At 44.6% G+C, this 26,901-nt stretch carries 17 protein-coding genes, 6 tRNA genes and 1 rRNA gene; 9 read left to right on the top strand and 15 right to left on the bottom strand.

Annotation, left to right across the window (positions count from 1 at the left end):
* Nucleotides 1–118 precede the first annotated feature (118 nt).
* The 4 genes from FKQ60_RS10470 to FKQ60_RS10485 are packed head-to-tail and all read left to right on the top strand — an operon-like array spanning nucleotide 119 to nucleotide 4,615.
* Complete coding sequence (locus tag FKQ60_RS10470; RefSeq protein WP_170906479.1) at nucleotides 119–1,456, top strand: serine/threonine-protein kinase; 1,338 nt, start codon at nucleotides 119–121, stop codon at nucleotides 1,454–1,456.
* Nucleotides 1,447–2,505, top strand: coding sequence for a hypothetical protein (locus FKQ60_RS10475; RefSeq protein ID WP_170906480.1), 1,059 nt, complete (start codon nucleotides 1,447–1,449; stop codon nucleotides 2,503–2,505). Before FKQ60_RS10470 ends, FKQ60_RS10475 begins: the two co-directional genes overlap by 10 nt.
* Nucleotides 2,502–3,065, top strand: a complete 564-nt coding sequence (locus FKQ60_RS10480; protein ID WP_170906481.1) for an ECF-type sigma factor — start codon at nucleotides 2,502–2,504, stop codon at nucleotides 3,063–3,065. Before FKQ60_RS10475 ends, FKQ60_RS10480 begins: the two co-directional genes overlap by 4 nt.
* The gene (locus FKQ60_RS10485; protein ID WP_170906482.1) at nucleotides 3,065–4,615 is read left to right on the top strand and encodes a hypothetical protein; all 1,551 of its coding nucleotides are present in this window, start codon (nucleotides 3,065–3,067) and stop codon (nucleotides 4,613–4,615) included. Before FKQ60_RS10480 ends, FKQ60_RS10485 begins: the two co-directional genes overlap by 1 nt.
* 5 nt (nucleotides 4,616–4,620) lie before the next feature.
* Here the strand turns inward: FKQ60_RS10485 and FKQ60_RS10490 are convergent, their stop codons facing one another.
* Nucleotides 4,621–5,490, bottom strand: coding sequence for a hypothetical protein (locus FKQ60_RS10490; RefSeq protein ID WP_170906483.1), 870 nt, complete (start codon nucleotides 5,488–5,490; stop codon nucleotides 4,621–4,623).
* A gap of 308 nt (nucleotides 5,491–5,798) precedes the next feature.
* Here FKQ60_RS10490 and FKQ60_RS17430 point away from each other — a divergent pair, with 308 nt between their 5' ends.
* The gene (locus FKQ60_RS17430; protein ID WP_212752420.1) at nucleotides 5,799–8,123 is read left to right on the top strand and encodes an Ig domain-containing protein; all 2,325 of its coding nucleotides are present in this window, start codon (nucleotides 5,799–5,801) and stop codon (nucleotides 8,121–8,123) included.
* A 30-nt stretch (nucleotides 8,124–8,153) separates the two neighbouring features.
* Here FKQ60_RS17430 and FKQ60_RS10500 read toward each other — a convergent pair whose 3' ends face one another.
* From FKQ60_RS10500 to rep, 11 genes are all read right to left on the bottom strand, one after another.
* On the bottom strand, nucleotides 8,154–9,059 hold the full coding sequence (locus tag FKQ60_RS10500) for an SPOR domain-containing protein (protein WP_170905444.1): 906 nt from the start codon (nucleotides 9,057–9,059) through the stop codon (nucleotides 8,154–8,156).
* Between the two features lie 173 nt (nucleotides 9,060–9,232).
* Complete coding sequence (locus tag FKQ60_RS10505) at nucleotides 9,233–10,171, bottom strand: ABC transporter permease (protein ID WP_154169627.1); 939 nt, start codon at nucleotides 10,169–10,171, stop codon at nucleotides 9,233–9,235.
* Between the two features lie 2 nt (nucleotides 10,172–10,173).
* Nucleotides 10,174–11,151, bottom strand: a complete 978-nt coding sequence (locus FKQ60_RS10510) for an ABC transporter permease (RefSeq protein ID WP_154169629.1) — start codon at nucleotides 11,149–11,151, stop codon at nucleotides 10,174–10,176.
* 149 nt (nucleotides 11,152–11,300) lie between these two features.
* Complete coding sequence (locus tag FKQ60_RS10515) at nucleotides 11,301–12,857, bottom strand: ABC transporter substrate-binding protein (protein ID WP_170905443.1); 1,557 nt, start codon at nucleotides 12,855–12,857, stop codon at nucleotides 11,301–11,303.
* 100 nt (nucleotides 12,858–12,957) lie between these two features.
* Nucleotides 12,958–14,673, bottom strand: coding sequence for an ABC transporter ATP-binding protein (locus tag FKQ60_RS10520; RefSeq protein WP_158144503.1), 1,716 nt, complete (start codon nucleotides 14,671–14,673; stop codon nucleotides 12,958–12,960).
* Between the two features lie 773 nt (nucleotides 14,674–15,446).
* Nucleotides 15,447–15,523 (bottom strand) — tRNA-Pro (locus tag FKQ60_RS10525).
* Nucleotides 15,524–15,643: 120 nt separating this feature from the next.
* Nucleotides 15,644–15,719 (bottom strand) — tRNA-His (locus FKQ60_RS10530).
* A gap of 71 nt (nucleotides 15,720–15,790) precedes the next feature.
* Nucleotides 15,791–15,867: transfer RNA gene (locus FKQ60_RS10535), tRNA-Pro, on the bottom strand.
* A 242-nt stretch (nucleotides 15,868–16,109) separates the two neighbouring features.
* Nucleotides 16,110–16,185: transfer RNA gene (locus FKQ60_RS10540), tRNA-His, on the bottom strand.
* A gap of 40 nt (nucleotides 16,186–16,225) precedes the next feature.
* Nucleotides 16,226–16,302, bottom strand: a tRNA-Arg gene (locus tag FKQ60_RS10545).
* Nucleotides 16,303–16,511: 209 nt separating this feature from the next.
* Complete coding sequence (gene rep, locus FKQ60_RS10550) at nucleotides 16,512–18,530, bottom strand: DNA helicase Rep (RefSeq protein WP_170905442.1); 2,019 nt, start codon at nucleotides 18,528–18,530, stop codon at nucleotides 16,512–16,514.
* A gap of 507 nt (nucleotides 18,531–19,037) precedes the next feature.
* On the opposite strand from rep, the gene FKQ60_RS10555 reads away from it, so the two are divergent.
* From FKQ60_RS10555 to FKQ60_RS10565, 3 genes are all read left to right on the top strand, one after another.
* Entirely contained in the window at nucleotides 19,038–20,144 is a 1,107-nt protein-coding gene (locus FKQ60_RS10555) for an efflux RND transporter periplasmic adaptor subunit (RefSeq protein ID WP_040905713.1), read from the top strand.
* Nucleotides 20,145–20,155: 11 nt separating this feature from the next.
* The gene (locus tag FKQ60_RS10560; RefSeq protein ID WP_154169637.1) at nucleotides 20,156–23,281 is read left to right on the top strand and encodes a multidrug efflux RND transporter permease subunit; all 3,126 of its coding nucleotides are present in this window, start codon (nucleotides 20,156–20,158) and stop codon (nucleotides 23,279–23,281) included.
* 115 nt (nucleotides 23,282–23,396) lie between these two features.
* Entirely contained in the window at nucleotides 23,397–23,648 is a 252-nt protein-coding gene (locus FKQ60_RS10565) for an accessory factor UbiK family protein (protein ID WP_154169639.1), read from the top strand.
* 123 nt (nucleotides 23,649–23,771) lie between these two features.
* On the opposite strand, the gene ilvC is transcribed toward FKQ60_RS10565, so the two are convergent.
* On the bottom strand, nucleotides 23,772–25,256 hold the full coding sequence (gene ilvC, locus FKQ60_RS10570; RefSeq protein ID WP_170906484.1) for a ketol-acid reductoisomerase: 1,485 nt from the start codon (nucleotides 25,254–25,256) through the stop codon (nucleotides 23,772–23,774).
* A 136-nt stretch (nucleotides 25,257–25,392) separates the two neighbouring features.
* Here ilvC and ilvY point away from each other — a divergent pair, with 136 nt between their 5' ends.
* On the top strand, nucleotides 25,393–26,280 hold the full coding sequence (gene ilvY, locus FKQ60_RS10575; protein ID WP_004397521.1) for an HTH-type transcriptional activator IlvY: 888 nt from the start codon (nucleotides 25,393–25,395) through the stop codon (nucleotides 26,278–26,280).
* 249 nt (nucleotides 26,281–26,529) lie between these two features.
* Here the strand turns inward: ilvY and FKQ60_RS10580 are convergent.
* Both FKQ60_RS10580 and rrf read right to left on the bottom strand, forming a co-directional pair.
* Nucleotides 26,530–26,606, bottom strand: a tRNA-Asp gene (locus FKQ60_RS10580).
* Between the two features lie 86 nt (nucleotides 26,607–26,692).
* Nucleotides 26,693–26,808 (bottom strand): 5S ribosomal RNA (gene rrf, locus FKQ60_RS10585).
* Between the last annotated feature and the right edge of the window lie 93 nt (nucleotides 26,809–26,901).

Consider the following 26,901-nt stretch of genomic DNA (forward strand, 5'->3'; position numbering starts at 1 on the left):
TGAATGGAATGACGCCGATAAGGGCACTCTTCATTAAGTCACTGCAATATGATGTATTTCTTTATGTAACTAAGTTGGTTAAACTAATTCAAATTCATAATAATAAAAACCAAACTTCGTGCCCTACCCAGCCTCCATTACTCAGTGCTTTTATGATTACCTCGATCTATCAGAATCGGATCAAAATCAGTGGCTTGAATCATTACAACGGCAGAATTCCGCTCTCTATCAACAATTGGTGACTTTGTTGGCTTCAAAAACAACGTCGACCTTTTCTTTGAGCCAACTATTAACTGATCATGCCCAGACTTGGTCTAGCTCAAGACAAGACTATTCCAATTTGCGCATCGATAAATATCAGTTAACCGAGGAGATTGGTCGAGGTGGCGTGGGCGTTGTCTATGCCGCCCATCGAGCGGATGATTCTTTCGAACAACAGTTGGCGATTAAATTTATTCAACCGACCATGAACCAAGTATTGGGTTCTCGAATGTTATTTAACGAGGCGCAGTTACTGGCTAAACTGAATCATCCTGCTATCGCTAAGGTATTTGATGGCGGCATTTATAATGATCAGGTTTATATGGTGATGGAGCGCATTGATGGCCTAGCGTTCAACGCTCACCTCCAACATTATCAGCTTAACCTGCACCAGCGATTACAATTATTTAGTCAGTTATGTCGTGCCATTGAGCATGCGCATGATCATCATATCCTGCATGCCGATCTTAAACCCGAAAATATTCTCGTCACCGAACAGCATCAATTAAAACTAATTGATTTTAACCTCACGCAAAAATTGCGTGAGGGCCATGGTGATAAACCACAATTTGAATTTAAAGCTTACAGTGCCGACTATGCCAGCCCTGAACAAAAACGGGGCGATTATTTAACTCAACAAAGTGACGTGTATTCATTAGGCAAAGTGCTGGCGAGCATAATTCCTGTGGGGTCACTGACTGCAACTTTAACCCTGATCATAAACCAAGCGACAGCAGAGCATACTACCGAAAGATATCAAACTGTTGGCGAGCTGCGACAAGACATTGATGCGCTGCTTGCACATCGTCCGATTAAACAACAGTCTGAGCAACCGTGGCACGTACTAAGTTGCTTTATTCGACGTCGCCCCATGCTTAGTGCACTCAGTTTACTTCTCGTTTGCTTGGTGATGATGTTCACTTATACGCTGATCGAAAAAAACCGACAATTACAGCAAGAACAACAAATCACAGAAAAGATATTGTTGCAATTAACCACCCTGATGCATCACGCACAGTACGCACAGGGAGAGTCACTCACTCTCGAAGGAATGCTAGATATGACTCGGCGATCACTACTGTCTAGCCAAGAGATACCACAACACATTAAACAAAAACTACTGGCAGCCTTAGTGGCTCCGAACGTACCTAAACAAAAACTCATACTCAATTGCTCTGATAACCAATGTCAATGATCATCACTATCCTCTGCTCGCGGCTTAAATTTACTCAATTTTTGATGGGCTTATTGTGCTTGGTAAGCCTATCTTGCTTAGCTAGTGGTACTCAAAATGGTACAGCTACGGTTCAAGATGTCGCAGAGGTTATTTTTCATCCTCAAGATCAGCGATTAATCAATACCATGATTCAAAAACGCGACTGGCATGGAAGAGTCTGTTTGCATGATCTGGATCGTCAATTTCACCCAGACTACCAACCTCCCATTGGCCGTATTATCTTTTCGATTGACAACGATGGCGTCACTGAATACCCCTCGCCCGGCGACTATTTTCAAAATTGTCATCTCGATATCAAGGGGGCTATTACCTCGCAATCAACCGAGCCTTTGCAACCTTTTGTTGATCGCCAAGGGCTACTTGGCTGTGCCCTTACCGGTTGCACTAACAATGATTTAAGTGGCTTTTATGTCGAAGATCACGACGATGAAGGCGACTGGAAATATCGTACTATTGCGCTAAGTTTTCACCCTGAGAGCCAGTTATTGATCGAAAAAGTACAAGGTTTAGGCCCAAACCAGCATATTAGTCATCATAATTTAGGGCAAACTTTAGCCTTCACTTACCCACAACAGAAAGGTGACCGAATCAACCTATCGGGTATTTGGCGACAAACCTTCTATCAACAAAATGGTATCGAATATCGTTGTCTGCTTATCTCACCGAATGCGATTAAGCTCGGCCCACAGCATCAACCAAACTGCCCAGCGCAGATCAACGACTATCGCGAAGATATCTCCGCTCAGTTTCCTGCCATGTGGTGGCGTAATAATCCAGAGCCTTATGTCCAGCTTGCCCAGCTCAACACCAGCGTCACTTGGTATGATGCGGAACAAGGTAGACAGATTGTCAGTTGGGAGTATCTGCCTGCTGGAGAGCGCTGGGATCAAGGAATTTTGTATCGCTTACAACAGCAAAAAATTCGAGCCCAAGATGGCAGTGAAACCTTACAACTACTTCACGCCAGCGAGTTCACCAAACAACACCATGAGATAAAAACTAAATGAATCACTTTACCCAGATCTTACACCAGTGGCAGCAAGGGGATAAAGAGGCCGAAGCGCAGTTATATCAGTTGGCCTATCAACAACTTCGCCGTTTAGCCGAACAAGAACGGCGTAAAAACATCGCTAAATATGGTCACGATAATCCGGTATTAAGTGAGGAGTTATACAATACCACCGTACTGGTTCATGAAGCCTACATCAAATTAGCGCAAGCCGATTTACAACAGATTCGCCATCAACGTGAATTTTTACTGCTCGCCGCTAAAGTCATGGGGCAAATATTGATTGATCATGCCAGAACAGTGCAAGCTCAGAAGCGCCAGGCGACAGTATCGCTCCCTACCCCAGCAGAAGCGAATGTTGAACAGCTGATTTTGCTCGATCAAACCTTAGATAGCTTTACGGTTCGCTACCCAAGGCAATCCAACGCGTTAAAGTTAAAATATTTTCTTGGCTTAAAAATCAACGAAATAAGTCAACTGTTAGAGTGCAGCACCAGCTTAATCGAAAAAGATCTTAAATTTGCTCAATCGTGGTTACAACTGCGGATGCATCAATAATGAGATACCTAGTTGGATTGATTGGCCTTAGTTGCTTAACTCTTATCTACTGGCAATGGTCAAGTCAACCATCCGCTGCCGAATCTACCACACTTGTCAGTAAAAAAATTGAACCATCAACAATGGCCGTAACGCTGGGTTTATCACCGCGCTCACGCCAAGAAGAGATGATTGAACTTCAACTAAGCCATGAGCTCAACATGGTGATTAATCTGGATCCTAAGCAACCTGTCTTGGAGGCAACGCCATCAGAGAGCGTTACGCAGCCAGTTAACGATGAGAATATGACGATTGAAGAATTTCATTCACTAACAGATCGCCAGAGAAGAGATATAGCCAAGACGGCCCCAGACACGACCAAAAATCGTCCTCCTCATATTAACCAAACCTACTATGAGCAGCTTCAGCAACAGATCGCTGGTTGGGTATTACCACACGGCAGCGCGATCCATTATTCCGTTGCTATTGAACCTTTATTTATTGATCCAGATGGCGATTTACTCAGCTATCGGGTTGAACTTAATAGTCGCGCACTACAAGTACGTAGTTTAACACCCTTAACCCTGACAGGTATCGCTGACAGTCAAGAAAGCGAGCTAAGGCTCAGTATCTCAGCTAATGATAATCAACATGGATTAGAGTCTGAAAATTGGGTGACGGCACATTTTTCGTTGCCTGCAATTACACCACAGCCACCGCTAAGCGATATGTTAATCGATCAACCCTTATATCGAATTAATACCACTAGAACCCTTGGCAGCCAGCGTTACCCGTTTCATGTTTTACAGTGTGAGTTATTCGAACTCAAAGAAGGTAACGTCTGGTACGCGGCAGCTAACCATCGACGACGCTGCCCGCAGCTAGATGAGATGAGAATCGTGGCCACCTATCAGCAGCAAGATGAACAAATTCACTTACACTTTCCAGCCGGAAAAACCGCCAGTTGGCAGCTGCGTCATCATTATCCCTCTCATTTTTATTCCGATTTGATGATTTATCACATTACCAGTAACGAAAATGGCCAAGAGATGGCGTTCAGTTTATTTGATCAACGAGTTGGCGCAGAATCACGCTTGAACGTAGATACCGGTGAATATCAGTATCAAAGCTTAAATTTCGATTATCTGATGCTCAATGCCCAGCAAGAGTTTTATCCCATCGGCCTATTTAACTATATTTTTGACGTACGCCACATCCAACCAAATTACTACCAACCTGCAGATTCAGATCTGAATGTTTTCCATCCAACTCATAGTCTGTTTTGTCGAGATATCGAGCCTTATTGGGCCTATTCGAGCTTAATTGGTTCTAGCCACTATCAAATCCCCTTAATTAGTGAAAGTGGTGATCGCGCTGGCAACTATCCTCCTTTATGTGGTGAATATGCACGAACCAAAACCCGTATCGCCGTCTATTTAGACCATGAGTTTTTAGCTCAAGATGTGCCGGTTGCGGGTGAAATTTATACCTATTTACTTTATCCGCGTCCTGAATACGCGCACTTATTGGAGAAATTTGCGATTAATCTGATTTACCATTCACCTAAGTAAGTCACCTAAAATCGCCATAATGCCTGTAGACCAAGGCTAAATGTCACGGTATCCGCCTCAGGAACTAAAGCGTTGGCGGATCGTGGTTGATATTCACTGCAATGGCCTTGTTCCATGGTCAGACAATGATTCAACTCAACTCGCTTATTTTGGGAAGCAAAGCGCTTTTCATAGCTAAACAGCATAAAGCCACCCACATTCAGTCCCGGCATAATTTGATAACTCAGTGAGCCCTCAAGCCCAGTGCGAAAACCAAAGCTATCAAAACTCATATCGGCAAACTGTGAATTGGTGGTTCGATTCCATAGAGGTAGGCCGAACATTAGCTTACCTTTCCACTGCCACCCTTCAGCACCACTGAGATAACCAGAGTCATAGCCAAGCCCAGCATCAAGATAAACTTGAGTCATGGTTTCCTTCCAAGTACCCACATTTTGTAAATGGCCTTGTCCTAAATAAGTGTTGGCGGCATAACGGGTGTAAGTCTGATAAGTAAATGAAGGTCCAGCCACTATCCGCCAATGATCTTGCCATTTATAGTGCAGTTGTACATGGGTTGCCGTTTTAAAATATTCGGTCTGATTATCTTGCAAGCGCTGGCCTTGCCACTGCCACTGCTCTTGTGCATTGCGAGGAGAAAATGTACCCAAAGCATCAATTGAAAAATCCCAATTCGTATTGATGCGATATAAACCACCGCTATTGAGCACCGGATTAAGCATAGTGACTGAAGATTGAGTCGCGCCATGTTGCTCTTGGTAATGAACATTCTCAACCCCCAATGTGAAATATGAATAACCATATTCTGCTGTATTAGCGGCCAAACAAGAAAATGAGCAAAATACACAGCTAGCGATGGTGAGAGATTGTCTCATGTTCCACTCCTTATGATGAGAGGCGCAGATACTACCCATTTGGCGCTAAATGCCAACGCTCGACAAACAAAAAAAATAAAATAAATTTTACGGATTTTCCGCTGATTTCCGTTCCTTGATATTGATATCAAAAGCCAGTAAAACCACGCCTATTACTAGGGTCTGTTTATCTTTCGAGCTGATTTTTGCAGCAGTTTGTGGCTTCTTTATACAAGACTGCGGCTTTAAATAGCAAAAGGATAAACCTTAACTATAGGCTTAATAGTTAAGGTGTTCGGTGCAATAAATTTGCAAGGAAATTCAACATAATGAACAAAATTAGTTTACTAACTCTGTCAGTAGCAATCGCATTGAGCGGCTGTGGTTCCGATAGCGCGGATAATAGCGAGCAGCCACCCATTGCAGCGGGAGTGTTAATCACCGCCCTTGATGGTCACTTTTATCAAGCGGTGATCTTTGACGATGCGAATAAAAACGGCAAATTCGATGATAATGAGTATGTATTTGGCTTAACTAACCAAAGTGGTCAATTGGAATTACCGGCTGACTATCAACTCAAAGGTCACTTAGCAGTACAAACCTTGACCCCTGGTGGAGCGGTGCAGCGCCGTTTGGCGAGCCAAAATGCGGCTTATGCCGGTAAATACACCATTGATATGGACCATCCCGCTCAAGCCATGGCTCATGAAGTGGTATTGCGCGCCCCTACCCTTGAGGCGCAGCAGCAGGTGATTTCGCCAATCACCGATTTGATTGTGCTAGCAATGGAAAACGATCCGACCAGCGACCTCACTCAAGCGAAACAAACCGTTGCTAACACTTTAGGGCTGGATAACCAGGCGGAACTATTAAGCGATTTTACCAACACCAATCCTAAGCTGCATAAAAAAGCCCAGATCCTCACCGACTCGAAAGCCGCTAACCCAGCGAGCTATGAGAAAAATGCGGCGCAGTTTGCCGAACAAGCAGCAGAACTCGTCGGTAACATGGGCGAGACAGAGATCAAGGATGTCAATCAACGTCCAGTGATTATCAATGAGAATGCCGAGAGTGGTTTCACCCCTAATGTAGTCACCAACCATAAACTGCAGGTGAGCAAAGAGGTTAAGGGTAAACTTGAGGCCGATTTTGCCAATCTAAATCTCAAAGAAGGCGACACCTTTGCTGACCAAGCGTTTTCTATCGCAGACTTATTTAGCGATAAAGACCAACCTACTGTTGAGGTTACATTAGAGCAGAATTTAAAGCCTTCAGGACTGAGCGCGAAAATTGACCATCAGCAATTGGTTCTCAGCTCAAACGGCTCTGAGCTCAAGGCACAAGATAATCTTTATTTGATCTTAGTCGCCACCGATAAAGACGACCAAAAGGACGTGCGAGGTCAAGTACGCGTACAACTGAACTTACAGATTGCTGCGCTTAATCAAGCCCCCGTCATCAATCTAGCTGAAAAAGAGACATTACAGCAACAGATCGATGCTTGGTATCTACAACAAGGGGAAGCGTTTGATCAATCGATTAATATCAGCGCGCTATTTAACGATACCGATGGCCAAGTCGTTAGCTATTGGGGCGGTGAGGTACAAGTTGCAGGATTAACCATCGCTGATGTTGATAGCCCAATGATCACACTCAGTGGCACCCCAAGCCAAGCTTCTCCAGCTGGAAAAACCTTTACCGTTAAGGTCAAAGATGACCAAGGAGCAAAAAGCTCGACAACCTTTACTTTACCAGAGGTAAAAGAAGGGATAGCACCGCCAGTTGCAGAGCCTGCACTGCGTTTTACACTCGACCATTTCAATAATCAAACCTGGAAAATGGGTAGCTTTGCCGATAATGATGGAGAGATCGGCTACGCTGCACTACTTAATCATAACGATCAATTACAAATGTGTTGGGGCGATAAAAAAATCAACGACCAAAAAAGCTACAAAGGTAACATCAGTAGAAGTCGTGATTTTAGTCATCAGTCCGGCGGCCCAACACCATTTGAGGTGTTGAGTAAACTTGATCAACAATCGGGCTATTTGAACTACGAGCACAAAGATTGCTGGGCAGTCACCATTAACCCCGATGGAACACTAGCTGATACAAGTAATCAACGCATTGAAATGCTCTACCAACACCAGCTAGTCGATGGATCTTATCAGCTATTGATCCAATACGGTCCTGTTCAACTGTTTTGGTTAGACTCCTCAGAGACCACGTTTAGCGACACGCTGGCCATCAACAAAAAAATCACAGCGGGCACCACCGAATATACTTTGTTTGTTGAAGCTGGTGATTATGTTGAAGAGTTCGATGGACCAATGTTGAGTTACTCTTATATGGAAACACAGTTCAAAGAGGGGCGTTTTAATACGATTTCTATCTTACCAGACGACTTTAAAAACTATGGTGTTTGGTCAGTAATCGACACCCCAGATGGCCAGCGCATTGAACAAGCTGAAGAGTTAGAAGATCAAAAAACCCGAATTCGTTATTTACAACGAGACTTTGGTGATTTTTATATCGGTGTTGAATGGAGCAAAGAGACAAACAACACTGAATCTAATGCCAGATACAGCTTATTTAGCCAAGACAAAGAGCTGATGGATAAGTTAATTCGTCATTTTCCGATCATGCAAGACTAAGAATCTCAAGCCCCGCTATGCGGGGCTTTTTTACTGACTCACCGACTTTACACACAGTACATTCAGCTTCGAATTACCTTGTAGTTGAGTCACTTTACCGCTGGCAAATAACCCTTTACGGCCTTCTCCCCAATAGGGAATGTATAATGGCCACTGATCTCGCTCGGCAATTTGACTGGCTAATAGCTGCTGCCACTCTTGCTGATTCACTAAACGCATCGTTTGTTGCTGACAGAGCGTTCTTGCTTCGTCATAACTGAGTCGATTCCATGGCTGGTTGTGCTCCATATAAAACGACTTATTTGTCGCAAAGCTATAAGGAACGACATAAGTCGTGCCATTAATCGTCGCTTGATGACGGATCTCAACATCTTCAGAAACACTTACAGGCCGAGCAGAGCGTAGCGGTTGAATTGCCGCTACACCACTTTCTGCCACTTTTCGTTCCGCCTGTTTTGCCGGACTGACCGTGGTTGGAGTGGTTGGTGTTGAGGGCGGAGGTGCTGATGGGCGAATTTCTCGAATAAACGCATCACGATAAGCGGCAAGGTTATTAACCAGCATCAACTCACTGCGTGCTTGGGTAAAACTATCGTAGGGGCCGATCAAACAGCGTGTGGCTCGCCCTTCTGGCTTCATCCATACATGGGTTGAAATCTGTTGATAGATAAGCTTCGCTTGTTCAAGCGATAAGGGTTTATCAAGTAGACCACATTGAATCCAGAACTGAGATTGACTTGAACGTGGCTGACTATTGCCCCATAACCCATCACCGATCGGGCAATGACTGGCCAGAACCGGTAACTGTTCGCTAGAGGCTTGCGTCGCTTCGCAAAGTACCTCTTGCGCAAATAATGGGCCGTTGAAGAATAAAGCTCCGCCCAATAGTAGGTAAACGAGCCCTCGTGGTGCAGTGTTGATTGTGCTGATTCTCATATCTATCGTTATCCCAACTTTAGTGACAACCGTGATTTGATTCGCTACTAACTCAATGACCTAAAAACCACTGCGAAAATCACGCCAACCTCTATGTCTAGAAAAAGAGAGTCGTCTTCAATGACGACTCTCAGTGTAAGTGGCATATCGATATAAAATCAATCAGCTAGACCTTAACCTTTATAAATTTTAGGATTAAAGACATCACGCAGCCAATCTCCTAGTAAGTTAATCACCAAAACTAAGCTGATCAAAATGATGCCGGGGAATACGGTTATCCACCATGCTCCAGAGAAAATATACTTAAATCCGGTGCTGATTAATGCTCCTAAAGAAGGTTGATCGACAGGCAGTCCTAAACCAAGAAACGATAACGCCGCTTCAGACATGATCGCATTGGCGATTTGTACTGTCGAAATGACTAAGATTGGTGATAAACAGTTGGGCAAAATATGGCGAAACATAATCCGTAACGACTTAAACCCCATCACGCGCGCCGCTTCAACGTACTCTTTTTGCTTTTCGGCTAACACGGATGCGCGAATGGTTCGAGCATACTGAGGCCATTCCGCAATACCGATGATCACCACCAGCATGATCACCGCATATTGGCTATAAAACTCGCCGCCAAAACTGGCTTTAAAAATCGCCGAAACAATGATGGCTACCATCATGGTCGAAAAAGAGAGTTGAATGTCGGCAAAACGCATTAAAAAACTGTCGATACGCCCACCAAAATAGCCCGCAGAAAGACCAATAATGATCCCTAAGATAAGCTGCAACCCAACGGCGAGAAAGCCTATCGTCAGTGATAAGCGCGAGCCATACAAAATGGTTGAGAGAATATCTCGGCCTTGCCCATCAGTACCCAATACAAATTGCCCATCACCGCCGTCTATCCACATAGGAGGCAGCTCAGAATCCATGATGTCGATACTGGCGAGATCGTAAGGATTACTCGGCGCAATCACAGGCGCTAACAAGGCTAACAGTAAAAAAACACTAAATAGCGCAAAGCTGACCATCGCCACTTTATCGCGTAAAAAATAATACAAAAAATCCGACTGTTTAAAACGCTGCCAAGCGGAGGGCATGGTTGTTATTGCCGTCATGATTAGGCTCCTTTTCCGGTGAGATTCACCGTCGGATTAATTAATCCATACAGTAAGTCAACGATCGTATTGGTGACGACAAAAATTAACCCAACAAAAATTACGTAGGCCGTGATCAGCGGTGTATCGACACGATTAATCGCTTCCAAAAAGAGCAATCCAGTCCCCGGCCACTGAAAGACCGTTTCGGTCAAAATGGTATACGCCACCATGGTACCAATTTGTACACCGCCTACCGTCAACACCGGTAATAGGGTATTTTTTAAAGCATGTTGAAAATAGATTTTATTCATCGCTAAGCCTTTGGCTTTAGCGAACTTAATGTATTCAGAGTTTAAAACTTCTAACATCTCTGCTCGGACTAAACGAATAAACAGAGGTAGCATAATCGAAGACAAAGCGACACTTGGTAACACTAAATGACTTAACCCATTGAGGTTAAATAACCCCGACTGCCAGCCGAAAACGTTGGTGGTTTGTCCGCGGCCATAAGAAGGCAGCCAGCCCAGTTCAATCGAAAACACATACATCAACATAATGGCGGTCAAAAAGACTGGGATCGAAATACCAATGCTGCTGCCTGCCATAATAAGTTTCGAAAACAACCGTTTAGGGTGGATAGCCGAATAGACGCCTAATGGAATCGATAAGGTAATGATGATCACGGTCGCGGCAAAAACCAGCTCAAGAGTCGCAACCAGTTTATCCAAAATCACCTCAGCCGCTGGACGTTTGAAAAAGTAGGAAGTCCCTAAATCACCTTTGATCGCCGCGCCTAAGAAACGACTATATTTGACCAAAAATGGGTCATTAAGCCCCAACTCATCACGCATCGCTTGGCGCTGTGCTTCCGACACCGATTGCCCAACCAGTTCACGCAACGGATCGCCTAAGTTATCTTGGATGGCAAACGCCACCAAGCTAATCACAAACATAACGATCAGTGCCTGATATAGGCGTTTGATCAAAAAAGAAAACATTCCCTGCCCCTTACAACACTATCCATCACCCTGCTGGGGTGATGACAATATTGACCACAATAAACAACGGCTTTAAAGAAGAAAAAGGTTGCCATCTAAGAGGGCAACCTTTCCTCAACCTCAAACATTTCAGAAAGGTTATCTAAACGCTACTTGTTGACAACCAGATCACCAAAGTAAGGGAAGTCCATACCATTGATGATCGGCGCTAACTCAAGGTTTTTCTTCGCAGCCCAAGAGGGGTCTTGCCAATGCAATGGTACAAAGGCCGCTTCGTTGTATAGGATCTCTTCTACCTTTTTCAGCATCTCACTGCGTTTGGCTAAATCGGTCTCGACGTTAGACGCATTAACTAAGGCATCCACTTCTGGATTAGAGTAGTGACCACAGTTGTACTGCCCTTTACCAGTCTGTTCATTACGCGTCATGGTCAAAAACTCGGTAAAGTTAGCGGAATCTTCTGTATCTGGGTGCCAACCAATCAGCAACATATCCGCCGCACATTTATCAAATTCTGGCCAATATTGCGCTTTAGGCATGGTTTTCAAATCAACTTTAATATTGATACGAGCAAGCATTGCAGAAGCGGCTTGAGCAATTTTATCGTCATTAACATAGCGGTTATTCGGCGAAATCATCGACAAATTAAAGCCTTGTTCATAACCTGCGTCTTTCATCAGTTGTTTGGCTTTTTCAAGATCAAAACGCGGTTTGAGATTCTCGTTATAACCGGCATAACCGACTGGACTTTGCTGACCCGCGGCCGTTGCTGCGCCGCGCATAACACGATCGACAATCCCTTGATTATTAATCGCATAGACAATCGCTTGGCGAACACGTACATCACGTAGTGCTTCATGACTATTTTGGTTTAATTGAAAGGTGATCACTCGCGTACCCGGCATGGTGTACAGCTCAACGTCGCGCGCATTACGAATGCGTTGGTAATCATTAGGTGAGACAGGAGAAATCATATCTACCCCACCGGATAATAATGCCGCCACACGGGTTGCATCTTCTTTGATTGGCACGAGAGTCAGTTTCTCGACGTTACCTTTACTGGCTTTATCCCAATAATCCGTAAAGCGAGCAAACTCCATACGAATACCCTGCTCACGGTGAGTAATAATGAAAGGGCCTGTGCCCGAAGCATTCAAAGAAGCAAAGGAAGAACCGTGTTTGACAATTTCCGCTTTATCTTTGCCATCGGCGGTTTTACCGGAGTAAAACTGACTGTCCATCGGGAAGATATAGGTCGCGACGTTTTCGATCAGGGGATAAACACCATTAGTTTTGATATCCACCGTGTAATCATCCACTTTGTTGATCGATGCTAGCGGTTCAAAAATACCTTTAAAATCGGCGGACTCTTTCAAGCGATTGAACGTCCATATCACATCATCGGCAGTGAAAGGATTACCAGAGTGAAATTTAACGCCTTCGCGCAAATGAAAGCGCATGGTTTCATCATCCAAACGCTGCCAAGATTTTGCTAAACGAGCTTCAAATTGCATGTCTTGAGTAAAACGAATCAGCGGGTCAAATACCATGTGCGATAACTGAAGTGTACCGCCAGAGAGCTGCTCATGAGGATCCATCGACACGGGGTCTGAATCGTAAGCGATTTTGATTTGTGCAGCGTTGAGCGAAAAACTCAGTCCAGCAGCAATTAAGGCTAGGGCTAGCTTGCTTTTAATGATTTTCATTGCATAACTCCTTATGCGGGAATCGATATCCCTATGGGTTGTTTTGGTTATTGGGTACAACGTCGATGATCTATCGTCAACCTTTAACGCTCATCGCGCATTAAGCCGAGACTCGTTGTTCTCTTAAGCCTGTGAATTCCGGCATTAACGAGATCAATTGCTGACTGTATTCATGTTGTGGATGGGTAAACAATTGCTCTGTTGGGGCAACTTCCAATAAGGTCCCCATCTTCATCACCCCGACTCGGTCACACATTTGGCGAATAACTGGCAAATCATGACTGATGAATAACATGGTTAAATTGAGCTCTTGCTGTAAGTCTTTTAATAAGTTCAAGATTTGTGCTTGTACAGAAACATCCAAGGCAGAAGTCGGTTCATCACAAATCAATAAACGAGGACGAGTCGCGAGAGCTCGAGCAATCGAAATACGTTGACGCTGACCACCAGAAAACTCATGAGGATACTTAACGCCAGCCATTCGGCCCAAGCCAACATACTCTAAAAGATCGTGCACGATTTGCCGCGTTTGCGATTCATTGTCGGTCAAATGGTGGAAGCGAATTGGTTCAGCAATAATGTCCATCACCTTCATGCGAGGATTCATTGACGTATACGGATTTTGAAACACCATTTGCATTTGACGGCGGATAGGACGACGCTGTTTTTCCGATTTGAGAGCGGTAAGATCGATTCCCTCAAACGTCACTCGACCTTCATTAGGTTGATATAAGCCCGCGATCACTCGCGCGATGGTTGATTTACCCGATCCCGACTCACCGACCAGTCCAAACGTTTCCCCTTCATGGACTTGGAAACTGACATTGTTCGATGCTTGAACATATTCACGACGACTGGCAAACAATGAGTCTTTGGTTACAAAGCGCAAGTTAACCTGCTCAACATTCAATAGTGGGCCAGTATAGGCACGCTGATCTTGGCTTTGTCCTAACCAATGGGTTTTGATATCCAGTGGCGCCAGTTCACTGGCTTGCTCGATGTAGCTAACCAGCGGAAATCGGTCTAATTTGATGTCCGAACGCGGGACGGCAGAGATCAAACTACGTGTGTAAGGATGATCAGGGTCGCCAAGCACTTTCGCCGTCGGTCCAAATTCGACGAGATCACCGCGATACATAACCGCAACACGGTCGGTAACATTAGAAACAACGCCCATATCGTGGGTCACCAGCATACAGCCAACATTATTTTTCTTACACAAATCACGAATCAAACTCAAGATCTGATCTTGAATAGACACGTCTAGCGCAGTGGTTGGCTCATCGGCAATGATCAGGTCCGGCTCTCCGGCCAAGGCGATAGCGATAACCACTCTTTGACGCATACCACCTGAAAATTGATGAGGATACTGCTTAAGACGATTTTCAGGCTGCGGAATACCTACTTGATTCATCAACGCTAATGCGCGTTGGTAAGCCTGTTCATTACTCACCTTCATATTGGCATGAATGGTTTCCGTTAACTGCTGTTCAACGGTGAATAATGGATTTAAAGACGTCATCGGATCTTGAAAAATAAAGCCGATTTTTGAACCACGCACTTGGCGCATTTTTTCTATTGATAGGCCAGAAATTTTCTCGCCATTTAAAAACACCTCACCACCAGCAACGGTGCCAGGAGGACTCAATAGATCAATAATTGCATTACCGACGGTCGATTTGCCAGCCCCCGATTCACCGACGACACCGACAATTTCACCGCGCTGAATATCCAGTGTGAGTGATTTTACCGCAACATGAACCCCATGACGTGAGGGATATTCTATGCGTAAGTTATTAACTTCTAAAAGTGACATGCAAACCAGACCTCAACCGCTATGGCGTAATTATCCGTGTCTGAGACTGACTGATTCAGACCATAAAATGGCTGGTTATTCAGTCAGTACCAATCAATCCTTTTGACCAGTCCATTGTTCTGGTTATTTACAAGTTGAACAATTTGGCAAAATTTTCACATAAAAGCAACAAGCAAACTCGAAAAGATAAATTTATCGCTGAGTTATCGAAAAGCTCAACTCAGCGCTGACTCACCACTTATCTCTACCATGATCACAAAAAGCCCCAGTCTTTCGACTAGGGCTTCTTATAGTGGTCGGTGAAGAGCTGAGCTTGAATATCAGGCGAACCCCCGACCCTAGCAAGAGCGCTATGTCGTTTTAAATTTAGCGCATGAAAAAAGCCCCAGTCTTTCGACTAGGGCTTCTTATAGTGGTCGGTGAAGAGCCGGGCTTGAATATCAGGCGAACCCCCGACCCTAGCAAGAGCGCTATGTCGTTTTAAATTTAGCGCATGAAAAAAGCCCCAGTCTTTCGACTAGGGCTTCTTATAGTGGTCGGTGAAGAGCTGAGCTTGAATATCAGGCGAACCCCCGACCCTAGCAAGAGCGCTATATCATTTTAAATTTAGCGCATGAAAAAAGCCCCAGTCTTTCGACTGGGGCTTCTTGTAGTGGTCGGTGAAGAGCTGGGCTTGAATATCAGGCGAACCCCCGACCCTAGCAAGAGCGCTATATCATTTTAAATTTAGCGCATGAAAAAAGCCCCAGTCTTTCGACTAGGGCTTCTTATAGTGGTCGGTGAAGAGGGATTCGAACCCCCGACCCTCTGGTCCCAAACCAGATGCGCTACCAAGCTGCGCTATTCACCGAAACAATTTTTTGCTTTAAGAACAACTACCGAGGGTCGCCCTCTAGTCCGCTGCTCATAAAATCGGGATGCGCTACCAAGTTGCGCCGTTCACCGATATCTTTTTATACTGCTTAAATAATGGGGTGACTAACGAGGCTCGAACTCGCGACAACCGGAATCACAATCCGGGGCTCTACCAACTGAGCTATAGCCACCATCAATCTTTGTAATAGCTAACTAATTATAGCTATTTGTCAGTTAAGCTAACTGCTTAACTTATTGAAAATGGTCGGTGAAGAGGGATTCGAACCCCCGACCCTCTGGTCCCAAACCAGATGCGCTACCAAGCTGCGCTATTCACCGAAACAATTTTTACTTTAAGAATAACTACCGAGGGTCGCCCTCTGGTCCACTATTCCTAAACTCGGGATGCGCTACCAAGCTGCGCTGCTCACCGAAACAATTTTTACTTTAAGAATAACTACCGAGGGTCGCCCTCTGGTCCGCTATTCCCAAACTCGGGATGCGCTACTAAACTGCGCTGCTCACCGAAACAATTTTTTATCTCGAAAAATCAAGAATGGAAGCCATTGCTACCAAAATAATGGGGTGACTAACGAGGCTCGAACTCGCGACAACCGGAATCACAATCCGGGGCTCTACCAACTGAGCTATAGCCACCACTGATGTTGCCAATACACACCCTAATCAACCAACCGGATGGCGCGCCCGAAAGGATTCGAACCTTCGACCTTTGGCTCCGGAGGCCAACGCTCTATCCAGCTGAGCTACGGGCGCATGCCCTATCGGCGGAGTGGAATAATACGGATATCCCCTGAGGGCGTCTAGTACTTTTTCAACTTTTTTTCTTGTTTGGCGTCTTTTTCAACAAACCTTGCCGATAAAAGCCAATTTTACCGCTAACTCTTGCCTCTAAAGCGCGTTATCAGTGATAGACAATACGCCATCACCCAAAATAATCCGTTAATGGCTAAAGTCGATATTGGCTATTTTTTAGTAAACATGGCTTTTAAATTAGCGATATGTGCTTGGCCTTTATTCATTCGCTCTTCTTGAGAAAGCACTTTTTTCTTCGTTTCCCATTCAACATCGTCGTAAGGTAATTCATCCAAAAAGCGACTTTGGGTCGGTTTAATCAGTTCACCAAACTGACGGCGTTCTTTACAAACGGTAAACGTTAATTCTCGCTGCGCTCGTGTAATGCCAACGTACATCAAACGACGCTCCTCTTCGACATTCTCTTCATCAATACTGGTTTGATGAGGCAAAATGCCTTCTTCAGCGCCTATCAGATAAACGTAAGGAAACTCCAATCCTTTCGAGGCATGCAACGTCATTAGCTGAACAGCATCACTATCGTCATCTTGCTCGCCACGCTCCATCATGTCACGTAGGGTCAAGCGTTGAACCACTTCTTTAAGCGTTTTCTCTTCTTGATCATAATTGTCACCTTCTAAATCGGCGACAATCCACGAATAAAGCTCGGAAACATTTTTCATACGCATTTCCGCCGCTTTCGCGCTTGAAGATGTCTCATACAACCAATCTTCGTAGTGAATATCACGCACCAGCGAGCGTAAGGCTTCGACAGTATTGCCACGTTCCGCATTATCGGTGATTTCAACTAACCACTGCGTAAAACGTCGTACATTATCCAGGCCTCGCCCCGCTAAATGTTGTTCCAATCCCAGTTCAAAACTCGCCGCAAACAGACTTTTACCTCGCATGTTGGCGTAACTACCTAGTTTTTCTAAGGTCGCAGGCCCTATTTCTCGCTTAGGAGTATTCACGATCCGTAAAAAGGCATTATCGTCATCCGGATTCACCAAAACTCGCAAATAAGCCATGATGTCTTTAATTTCTGCCCGAGCAAAAAATGACGTTCCCCCAGATAACTTATAAGGCACTCGGTTCTGCATCAGTGACTTTTCAATCAGACGCGACTGATGATTACCCCGATATAAAATCGCGTAATCACGGTATTCGGTACGATTAAGAAATTTATGGGCGATCAGCTCTGCAGTGACTCGCTCAGCTTCATGATCTTCATTATTAGCAATAATGACTTTGAGTTTTTCTCCATCAGGAATATCGGAAAACAGTACTTTTTCATACACATGAGGATTGTTAGCTATCAAAATGTTCGCGGCACGTAAAATTCGACTGGTTGAACGATAGTTCTGCTCTAATTTAATCAATTTTAAATGACTAAAATCTTGACCTAGCTGGACCAAATTTTGTGGTCGAGCGCCTCGCCAAGAGTAGATCGATTGATCATCATCACCCACGACAGTTAAACGCCCACGCTCACCGACCAATAGTTTAACTAATTCATACTGACTGGTGTTGGTGTCTTGATATTCATCAACGAGTAAATATCGGATACGACTTTGCCAGCGCGTTCTCACCTCTTGATGATCACGCAAGAGCCGAACGGGTAGTGAGATCAAATCGTCGAAGTCTAAGGCGTTATACGCTTGCATCTGCTTCTGATAACACTCATAACAAAAAGCAAAAAGTTGTTGCTGCTCACCCTTTGCGATGGCTTTGGCTTGTTGCGGCGATACCATGTCATTCTTCCAATTAGAAATGGTACTTAATAGCTGACGCAACAAATCTTTATCGCCCTCTAACTGAGATTCCGTGAGCTCTTTCAATAATGCTAATTGATCTTGATCGTCGAATAATGAGAAACCGGGTTTTAACCCTAACGCTTTGTACTCTCTTCGAATAATAGTTAAACCAAGGGTATGAAACGTTGATACGATGAGACCACGCGACTCCGCTTTACCTAATGTTTGACCAACGCGATCTTTCATTTCTCGAGCGGCTTTATTAGTAAAGGTCACCGCTGCAATATTACGTGCCTTATATCCACACTGCTGAACTAAATAGGCAATTTTATTGGTAATCACGCGGGTTTTTCCCGACCCAGCTCCCGCGAGGACGAGACAAGGACCCGATACATACTTTACCGCTTCATCTTGTCGTGAGTTCAGCTTCATCTTCTTCTCTGTGTGGATTATTCAAGACGCTAATCATAATGCCGCTGATGGCTCAATACTATGTTGAACTCAAAAAACAGTCGCAAAGTAAAATTTTTTCTCATTTACTGCACAACTGTATTGCAAACATGGTTAGGTTGTAGGCTATAATGTGACCTCAGTTAATCAGATATGATGGCAAGCTTATTATTCAGTCAGAAGAAAAATATGAACGCCAAACCATAACAACTGATTGCAAATAAAATGAATTGAGCAAAAAATAGCTATTGGACTCTCTCTTTACTGGTAATCATCGGTACAACCACCTACGTTTTATAAACGTTGTTACCGGTTTATTTAGCTATTGAGCATGAGGTGTATCCAGCGCACTTGGTCCCAAACTCAAGAAAACCTAACCCCTATCATCGATTGTGATAGGGAAAAATTTCAACCATGTGGCACATTTCAAGTCGTTATCGAGCCGATTGAGATACCGTCATTCAACATTAACTTGGAGTTCTCACCAGAATGAAAAAGTGGACATTATTTATGTTACTTATCGTGGTGCTGCTATTTGGTAGCGTGATAGGTTTCAATCTGTTTAAACAGCAAAAAATCGCTGAATTTATGGCCAATCGACCTGAAGCAGAATTTCCGGTAACGGTCACTGAGGTCAATGCCGTTGATTGGGTACCCGTGATTGAAGCCATTGGTTTTATTGAGCCGAATCAAGGCGTCACTCTAACGACAGAAACCAGTGGCGTGATTGATCGCATCTTGTTTGAATCAGGCGCTCAAGTAGAAGAAGATCAACCATTGGTAATGCTTGACTCTGCCGTCGAACAAGCCAATTTAAAGAGCTCAAAAGCTCGACTCCCTGCCGCAAAAGCCAAATATGAGCGCTATAAAGGTTTGTTCAGTAAAGGGTCAATATCTAAAGAAGCTCTTGATGACGCAGAAGCCAGTTACTACTCGCTCGCTGCCGATATCGAAAGCTTAAAAGCCGCTATCGCTCGCCGCGAAATTAAGGCCCCTTTTGCTGGCGTGGTAGGTATTCGTAATGTCAATCTCGGTCAATATTTACAACCCGGCACTGACATCGTACGCCTAGAAGACACCACCGTCATGCGTCTACGTTTTACCGTGCCACAAACTGATATTTCCCGCATTTTCATCGGACAAAATGTTGATATTTTTGTCGATGCTTATCCTGACGATTCGTTTAAAGGCTCGATCACGGCGATTGAACCTGCCGTTAGCGTGCAAAGTGGTTTGATTCAAGTTCAAGCGGATATCCCTAATAGCGATGGTAAATTACGCAGTGGTATGTTTGCTCGCTCGCACATCATCTTACCAACACTAGAGAATCAGGTGACTCTGCCTCAAACCGCCATCACCTTTACACTCTATGGCGATAGTGTATTTGTGTTGACTAAAGATAAAGGTGAACAGCGTGTCGAACAAAGAGTCATCAAAGTTGGTGAACGTACTCGTGACATTGCTCATATCCTCGAAGGCATAAATCCTGGGGATGTCGTCGTCACTACAGGGCAAGTTCGTTTAAGCAATGGCGTGAAAGTACGTATCGTAGAAAGCGATGCGACGACTCCACCAGCCAAAACACCGATGCTGTAACCGGAGGAATTATGCGCTTTACTGATGTTTTTATTAAACGTCCAGTTTTAGCGGTATCGATCAGCTTTTTGATTGCATTGCTTGGTTTGCAAGCGATGTTCAAAATGCAAGTGAGCGAATACCCTGAAATGACCAATACGGTGATTACGGTCTCTACCAGTTATTACGGTGCCAGTGCCGACTTGATTCAAGGCTTTATCACTCAGCCATTAGAACAAGCGGTGGCTCAAGCCGATAATATTGACTATATGACGTCTCAATCGGTGTTAGGTAGCTCCAAAATCACCGTTTACATGAAACTCAATACTGACCCTAACGCAGCATTGGCAGATATTTTAGCCAAAACCAACTCGGTTCGCTCTCAGTTGCCAAAAGAGGCCGAAGATCCATCGGTCAGTATGTCGACAGGTTCAACAACCGCCGTGTTGTATCTGGGTTTCACTAGTAATGAACTTGATTCCAGTCAGATCACCGATTATTTACAACGGGTGATTAACCCTCAACTGTACGCAATTAATGGTATTTCCAGTATCGATCTGTACGGTGGTATGAAATATGCCCTACGTGTGTGGTTAGATCCGGCAAAAATGGCGGCGTTTAATCTAACCGCGAAAGATGTTATGGGCGTATTGAGTGCAAATAACTATCAATCGGCGACCGGTCAAATCACTGGTGAGTTTGTGCTGTTTAATGGTAGCGCTGATACTCAAGTCTCTAGTGTTGAAGAGCTCAAAAACCTTGTCGTAAGGACCGATGCTAGCAACATTATTCGTCTGGCTGACATTGCCAAAGTCAGTTTAGCGAAGAGTCATGACAGCTACCGGGCGAGTGCTAATGGGCAAGAAGCGGTTGTGGCAGCAATTAACGCCGCCCCAAGCGCTAACCCTATCAATATTGCCAAAGATGTTCTTGATGTCCTGCCTGAGCTTGAGCGCAATATGCCAAGCACGATAAAAATGAATATCATGTATGACTCAACCGTTGCGATTAATGAATCCATTCATGAGGTTATCAAAACCATCATTGAAGCGGCGTTAATTGTACTGGTGGTGATCACGCTATTCTTAGGATCGCTGCGAGCGGTGATTATTCCCATTATTACCATTCCACTATCACTGATTGGTGTCGCTATGGTGATGCAAGCGATGGGATTCTCATGGAACCTGATGACACTACTTGCGATGGTGTTGGCGATCGGTCTGGTGGTTGATGATGCGATTGTCGTACTAGAAAACATTGACCGGCATATTAAAGAAGGAGAGTCACCGTTTCGAGCGGCAATTATCGGTACTCGGGAAATCGCGGTTCCAGTCATTTCGATGACTTTAACACTAGGTGCGGTATATGCTCCGATCGCTTTAATGGGCGGGATCACGGGTGCATTGTTTAAAGAGTTTGCGCTAACCTTAGCTGGCGCAGTGTTTGTCTCTGGTATTATCGCCTTAACCTTATCACCGATGATGTGCTCGAAGATGCTCAAAGCCAATGAAATACCGAGCAAATTTGAACAAACCGTGCATCATCTACTCGATAAGTTAACTCAGCGCTATGATCGCATGTTGCAAGCGGTGATGTTGCATCGCCCAGTCGTGATTGCCTTTGCGATCATCGTGTTTGCGAGTCTACCCGTTTTATTTAAATTCATTCCTAGTGAACTGGCCCCATCGGAAGATAAAGGGGTAATCATGCTACTCGGTACTGGACAATCTAACGCTAACTTAGATTACCTATCGAATACGATGCATGAAGTGAATAAAATTCTCTCTGATCAGCCAGAGGTACAATTTGCTCAAGTGTTTACCGGGGTTCCAAATTCTAACCAAGCGTTTGGTATTGCTTCAATGTTCCCTTGGAGCGAACGTCAAGCCAGTCAAGCAGAGGTGACGAAACGTGTTGGCCACTTAGTACAAGATATTCCCGGCATGGCGGTAACAGCTTTCCAAATGCCTGAGTTACCCGGCGCGGGTTCTGGGTTACCGATTCAGTTTGTCATCACTACACCTAACGCATTTGAGAGCTTATTCACCATTGCCAGTGATGTATTAACACAAGTCAAAGCTAGCCCACTCTTTATCTATTCGGATTTGGATCTGAACTACGATTCCGCGACGATGAAAATCAACATCGACAAGGACAAGGCGGGCGCTTACGGTGTGACCATGCAGGATATTGGTATGACGTTAGGGACCATGATGGCCGATGGCTATGTTAACCGTATTGACTTAGATGGCCGCTCTTACGAGGTCATTCCGCAGGTCGAGCGTAAATATCGCCTTAACCCTGAATCAATGAAAAACTACTTTGTACGGGCTTCCGATGGCAACATGATCCCATTGGGCAGCTTGATCACCATTGATGTGGTCGCCGAGCCGCGCTCACTGCCTCACTTTAATCAGTTAAATTCAGCAACGGTTGGTGCGGTACCTGCACCAGGTACCGCAATGGGTGATGCCATCGCTTGGTTTGAAAACATTGCTGAAACTCAACTGCCTAAAGGCTATAGCCATGATTATATGGGCGAAGCAAGACAATACGTGACAGAGGGAAGCGCACTCTACGTGACCTTTGGCTTAGCATTAGCGATTATCTTCCTAGTTTTGGCGATTCAATTTGAATCCATTCGCGATCCATTAGTGATCATGGTATCTGTACCTTTAGCTATCTGCGGCGCGCTGATCGCCCTGGCGTGGGGAGCATCAACCATGAATATCTACTCGCAAGTCGGGTTAATCACTCTGGTCGGTTTGATTACCAAACACGGGATTTTGATTTGTGAGGTGGCCAAAGAAGAGCAGTTACATAATAAGCTCAGCCGTATTGATGCCGTGATGGCAGCAGCCAAGGTTCGTCTACGTCCAATATTGATGACTACAGCGGCGATGATTGCAGGCTTGATACCACTGATGTACGCAACGGGTGCAGGAGCCGCACAGCGCTTTAGTATTGGCATCGTGATTGTCGCGGGTCTCTCGATTGGTACTCTGTTTACGCTATTTGTACTTCCGGTAATTTATAGCTATTTAGCGGAGAAACACAAACCGCTTCCTATCTTCGTTGAAGATAAAGATCTAGAGAAACTCGCACGGATTGATGAAGCGAAAGCCGCTCAACGGCAACTAGCCGAAAATCGTTCGTAAGCTTCTTCCTCTGTTATCGCAAAGGCCACAAACGTGGCCTTTTTTATTGGCTAAGTAACGACTTTTAACCATGAATTGCATAGAATAGCGGCAATAAATAAGGAGAGACCACCCAATGTTTGATCCCAAAAAACTAGAACAAATTGCTAAACAAATCCACGACTCAATGCCTCAACCCGTCAAAGACCTCGGCTCTGATGTCGAACAAAAAGTGCGCCAAGTTATCCAAGGACAATTAAATAAACTCGATGTGGTTAGCCGAGAAGAATTTGATGTACAAACGCAAGTCTTACTACGTACACGTCAAAAGCTCAGCGATATGGAGCAGAAACTTAACGAGCTGGAAGCGAAACTTAACGAAAAATAAGTAGCGTTAACTGGGAAATGTGAACCGGAAGAAAAAAAAGTGGGGCTTCGTGTATCACTCAGCCCCTTTATTATATTTTTATGTTGTTGTGTTTGCTGTGTTGCTCTTTAGTGTGACTAGCGGTTAATCACCAACCGCGATACGCTTCATATCTTGCATATAGCCACGAAGTTCTTCACCAATATATTCAACTGGGTGGTTGCGAATCGCACTATTAACTTCAATTAACGTTGCGTTATCGACTTGATTGGAAACCACACCAAGTCCCTTGCCAATCACATCGGTACTTACTGAAGGCATAAATTGCTCACGCAGCAATGGTGTGGCGACGTTGGCAAATAAGTAATTACCATACTCAGCAGTATCCGAAATCACTACGTTCATTTCATACAAACGCTTACGGGCAATAGTATTGGCTATCAATGGTAACTCGTGTAGTGATTCATAGTAGGCCGATTCGTCGATAATTCCTGATGCGGTCATCGCCTCAAAGGCTAGCTCAACCCCAGCACGAACCATCGCAATCATCAGAATGCCATTATCAAAATACTCTTGTTCAGCAATTTTGATGTTCGAATCAGGATAATTTTCAAACGCAGTTTGTGCCGTTTCGGCGCGCCACCCCAGTAGCTCAGCATCATCATTCGCCCAGTCAGCCATCATAGTCCGAGAGAAGTGACCAGCAATAATGTCATCCATGTGTTTGTTATACAGTGGGCGTAATAAATCTTTAAGTTGCTCTGATAACTCAAAAGCTTTTACTTTAGCTGGATTTGATAGGCGATCCATCATATGAGTGATACCGCCAAACTTGAGTGCTTCTGTGATGGTTTCCCAACCATATTGGAGTAGTTTTCCGGCATAACTTGGGTCAACGCCTTCAGCAACCATCTTTTCATAACAGACAATTGAGCCCGCTTGTAACATCCCACAAAGAATGGTTTGTTCACCCATTAAGTCAGATTTTACTTCTGCAATAAACGAAGATTCCAAGCACCCAGCACGATGCCCTCCCGTTGCCGCCGCCCACGCTTTAGCAATTTCCCAGCCTTCACCTTGAGGATCATTTTCCGGATGGACCGCAATTAAGGTCGGAACGCCAAAGCCACGCTTATACTCTTCACGAACTTCCGTTCCAGGGCACTTAGGGGCGACCATCACGACCGTAATATCTTTGCGGATCTGCATGCCTTCTTCGACAATATTGAAACCATGAGAATAACCAAGTGCTGCCCCTTGTTTCATTAGTGGCATAATACTTTCTACCACATTAGTGTGTTGCTTATCTGGGGTTAGGTTAATCACTAGATCCGCCTGCGGAATCAGTGTTTCATAGCTACCGACTGGAAAGCCGTTAGACTGTGCATTCTTATAAGATTGACGTTGTTCATCAATCGCCACTTGACGCAAAGCATAAGCAATATCAAGTCCAGAATCACGCATATTTAGGCCTTGGTTCAGGCCCTGAGCGCCACACCCTACAATGACTATTTTCTTACCTTTCAGATAATCGGCTTCTGACGCAAATTCTTCTCGGGCCATAAATCGGCAACGACCCAACTGATCGAGCTGTTCGCGTAAATTTAATGTGTTGAAATAGTTAGCCATTGTGCGCTCCTTGATGATGATCCATACGGTCGGTGGTCATACACCGAATAGCTTTCATAGTAGTGCATGAACATCATTGCTTAAAGTGATATATTCACAAGTAGTAATTGCAATAAATGCAACAATGGTAAGATTAATGAACATAAAAACCCTACAGCTATTCGTACACCTTTGTGAGCATAAAAATTTTAGCAGCACAGCAAAAGCACTGCATGTCAGTCCGTCAGCACTGAGTCGACAAATTCAAAAATTAGAGGACGAAATAGGTCATAGTTTATTTGTCCGCGATAATCGAAGTGTAGAGATCACCCCATCTGGCTATAAACTCTTACCCGTCGCCCAGCGTATGCTTAATGACTGGCGACAACTACAGTTACAACTTAATGAACAGCACAGTGAACTGAAAGGTGAAATTCGTTTATTTTGCTCGGTCACTGCCAGTTACAGCCACTTACCTGATTTACTCAATGCTTTTCGCCTCCAACATCCTTATATTGAATTCAAATTACTCACGGGCGATCCAGCTCAAGCGATTGAAATTATTCTTGAAGATGAGGCGGATATTGCCATTGCAGCCATCCCTGACAATGTGCCTTCAAGGCTTGAATTCGCTACGATCAGTGAAATACCGCTGTCAGTGATCGCCCCTACAGGGATCAGTCACTTTTTAGAAGAGCTGCAAAAAGAGTTTCCCGATTGGAACCAAATACCCTTTATTGTTCCCGAGGCAGGGACAGCACGAGAGAGAGCAAACAGTTGGTTTAAGAAAATGAAGATTAAACCCAATATCTATGCACAAATCGCCGGACATGAAGCTATCGTGAGTTTAGTAGCATTAGGTTGTGGTGTTGGCGTGGCCCCAGATGTCGTGATCAACAATAGTCCGCTCAGAGATAAGGTGCAAAAACTCTCTGTATTACCGATTAAGCCCTTTAAATTAGGAGTCTGTTGCAAACGTTCTCAGCTCGATGATCCATTGGTGAGGGCATTATGGCGAGTGATCAGCGACTTCCAAAGCGGTTGACGGGTCAAGAACGTCCAAATTCTAGTAGTTTGCCTATTTGCCCCATGCAAAAAATCCCCAGCATTGCTGCTAGGGACTCTTATCAGTGGCGGAGCGGACGGGACTCCCTGCCGTTGAACAACCAGCGCGACCCCCGGCGTGACAGGCCGGTATTCTATTTAATTAAACTTATCCGCTGTCTGCTTTTCTTTCGTATTAATAACGAACAACAAAAAAATCCCCAGCATTGCTGCTAGGGATTATTATCAGTGGCGGAGCGGACGGGACTCGAACCCGCGACCCCCGGCGTGACAGGCCGGTATTCTAACCAACTGAACTACCGCTCCACATTGTCTTGCTACTCGATAAAGTCTGATTGGCTGCTTTATTGAGTTTCTGTCTTCAGACCTTAGGTCTAAACACAAGTATTAAAGCCTGGCGATGTTCTACTCTCACATGGGGAGACCCCACACTACCATCGACGCTGTTTCGTTTCACTTCTGAGTTCGGCATGGAATCAGGTGGGTCCAAAACGCTATGGTCGCCAAGCAAATTTGGTTAATTCGGAAAGCTGTTTTCATTCTCTACACATTCAATGCACTTCTTTGAGTCCACCAAAACCCCTTGGGTGTTGTATGGTTA

This window comes from Vibrio sp. A11 (assembly GCF_013048705.1).
Classification (GTDB): Bacteria; Pseudomonadota; Gammaproteobacteria; order Enterobacterales; family Vibrionaceae; genus Vibrio; species Vibrio metschnikovii.

Bases quoted from the DNA above. Each gene is read 5' to 3' on its own strand.
- FKQ60_RS10560 (WP_154169637.1), top strand. From the start codon at position 20,156: ATGCGCTTTACTGATGTTTTTATTAAACGTCCAGTTTTAGCGGTATCG.
- FKQ60_RS10565 (WP_154169639.1), top strand. From the start codon at position 23,397: ATGTTTGATCCCAAAAAACTAGAACAAATTGCTAAACAAATCCACGAC.
- FKQ60_RS10500 (WP_170905444.1), bottom strand. From the start codon at position 9,059: ATGAGAATCAGCACAATCAACACTGCACCACGAGGGCTCGTTTACCTA.
- FKQ60_RS10520 (WP_158144503.1), bottom strand. From the start codon at position 14,673: ATGTCACTTTTAGAAGTTAATAACTTACGCATAGAATATCCCTCACGT.
- FKQ60_RS10555 (WP_040905713.1), top strand. From the start codon at position 19,038: ATGAAAAAGTGGACATTATTTATGTTACTTATCGTGGTGCTGCTATTT.
- rep (WP_170905442.1), bottom strand. From the start codon at position 18,530: ATGAAGCTGAACTCACGACAAGATGAAGCGGTAAAGTATGTATCGGGT.
- FKQ60_RS10480 (WP_170906481.1), top strand. From the start codon at position 2,502: ATGAATCACTTTACCCAGATCTTACACCAGTGGCAGCAAGGGGATAAA.
- FKQ60_RS10490 (WP_170906483.1), bottom strand. From the start codon at position 5,490: ATGAGACAATCTCTCACCATCGCTAGCTGTGTATTTTGCTCATTTTCT.
- FKQ60_RS17430 (WP_212752420.1), top strand. From the start codon at position 5,799: ATGAACAAAATTAGTTTACTAACTCTGTCAGTAGCAATCGCATTGAGC.
- FKQ60_RS10485 (WP_170906482.1), top strand. From the start codon at position 3,065: ATGAGATACCTAGTTGGATTGATTGGCCTTAGTTGCTTAACTCTTATC.
- FKQ60_RS10510 (WP_154169629.1), bottom strand. From the start codon at position 11,151: ATGTTTTCTTTTTTGATCAAACGCCTATATCAGGCACTGATCGTTATG.
- ilvC (WP_170906484.1), bottom strand. From the start codon at position 25,256: ATGGCTAACTATTTCAACACATTAAATTTACGCGAACAGCTCGATCAG.
- FKQ60_RS10475 (WP_170906480.1), top strand. From the start codon at position 1,447: ATGTCAATGATCATCACTATCCTCTGCTCGCGGCTTAAATTTACTCAA.
- FKQ60_RS10505 (WP_154169627.1), bottom strand. From the start codon at position 10,171: ATGACGGCAATAACAACCATGCCCTCCGCTTGGCAGCGTTTTAAACAG.
- FKQ60_RS10515 (WP_170905443.1), bottom strand. From the start codon at position 12,857: ATGAAAATCATTAAAAGCAAGCTAGCCCTAGCCTTAATTGCTGCTGGA.
- ilvY (WP_004397521.1), top strand. From the start codon at position 25,393: ATGAACATAAAAACCCTACAGCTATTCGTACACCTTTGTGAGCATAAA.